Annotated in this window: 1 protein-coding gene; it reads right to left on the bottom strand. The window is 70.3% G+C overall.

All coding sequences use genetic code 11. The features are described from left to right. Window positions 1–232: hypothetical protein (locus DBR34_RS21855; RefSeq protein ID WP_219928317.1), on the bottom strand; the 232-nt coding region annotated here is incomplete at both ends.

Here is a 232-nt window from a genome sequence, read left to right on the forward strand (position 1 = left end):
ATCAGGCTCAGCAGCACACTGGCGGCGGCCGGCGGGGTGACACCGTTGAGCGTGTCATTGACCAGCACGCTGCTGGCGCTGGTGCCACCGGGGGCGAGTGGCGTCGCGCTGATGTCGTCGTCGCGTGCCACCAGGGTGCCCGCGTTGACGTTGATGGTGGCGGTGGCGGTACTGCACTGCGCGCTGTCGGGCGCGGGCAGGCAGACCTCATAGGTGAACGTGACCGGGCCGG

This window comes from Stenotrophomonas sp. HMWF003 (assembly GCF_003061285.1).
Lineage (GTDB): Bacteria > Pseudomonadota > Gammaproteobacteria > Xanthomonadales > Xanthomonadaceae > Stenotrophomonas > Stenotrophomonas maltophilia_AP.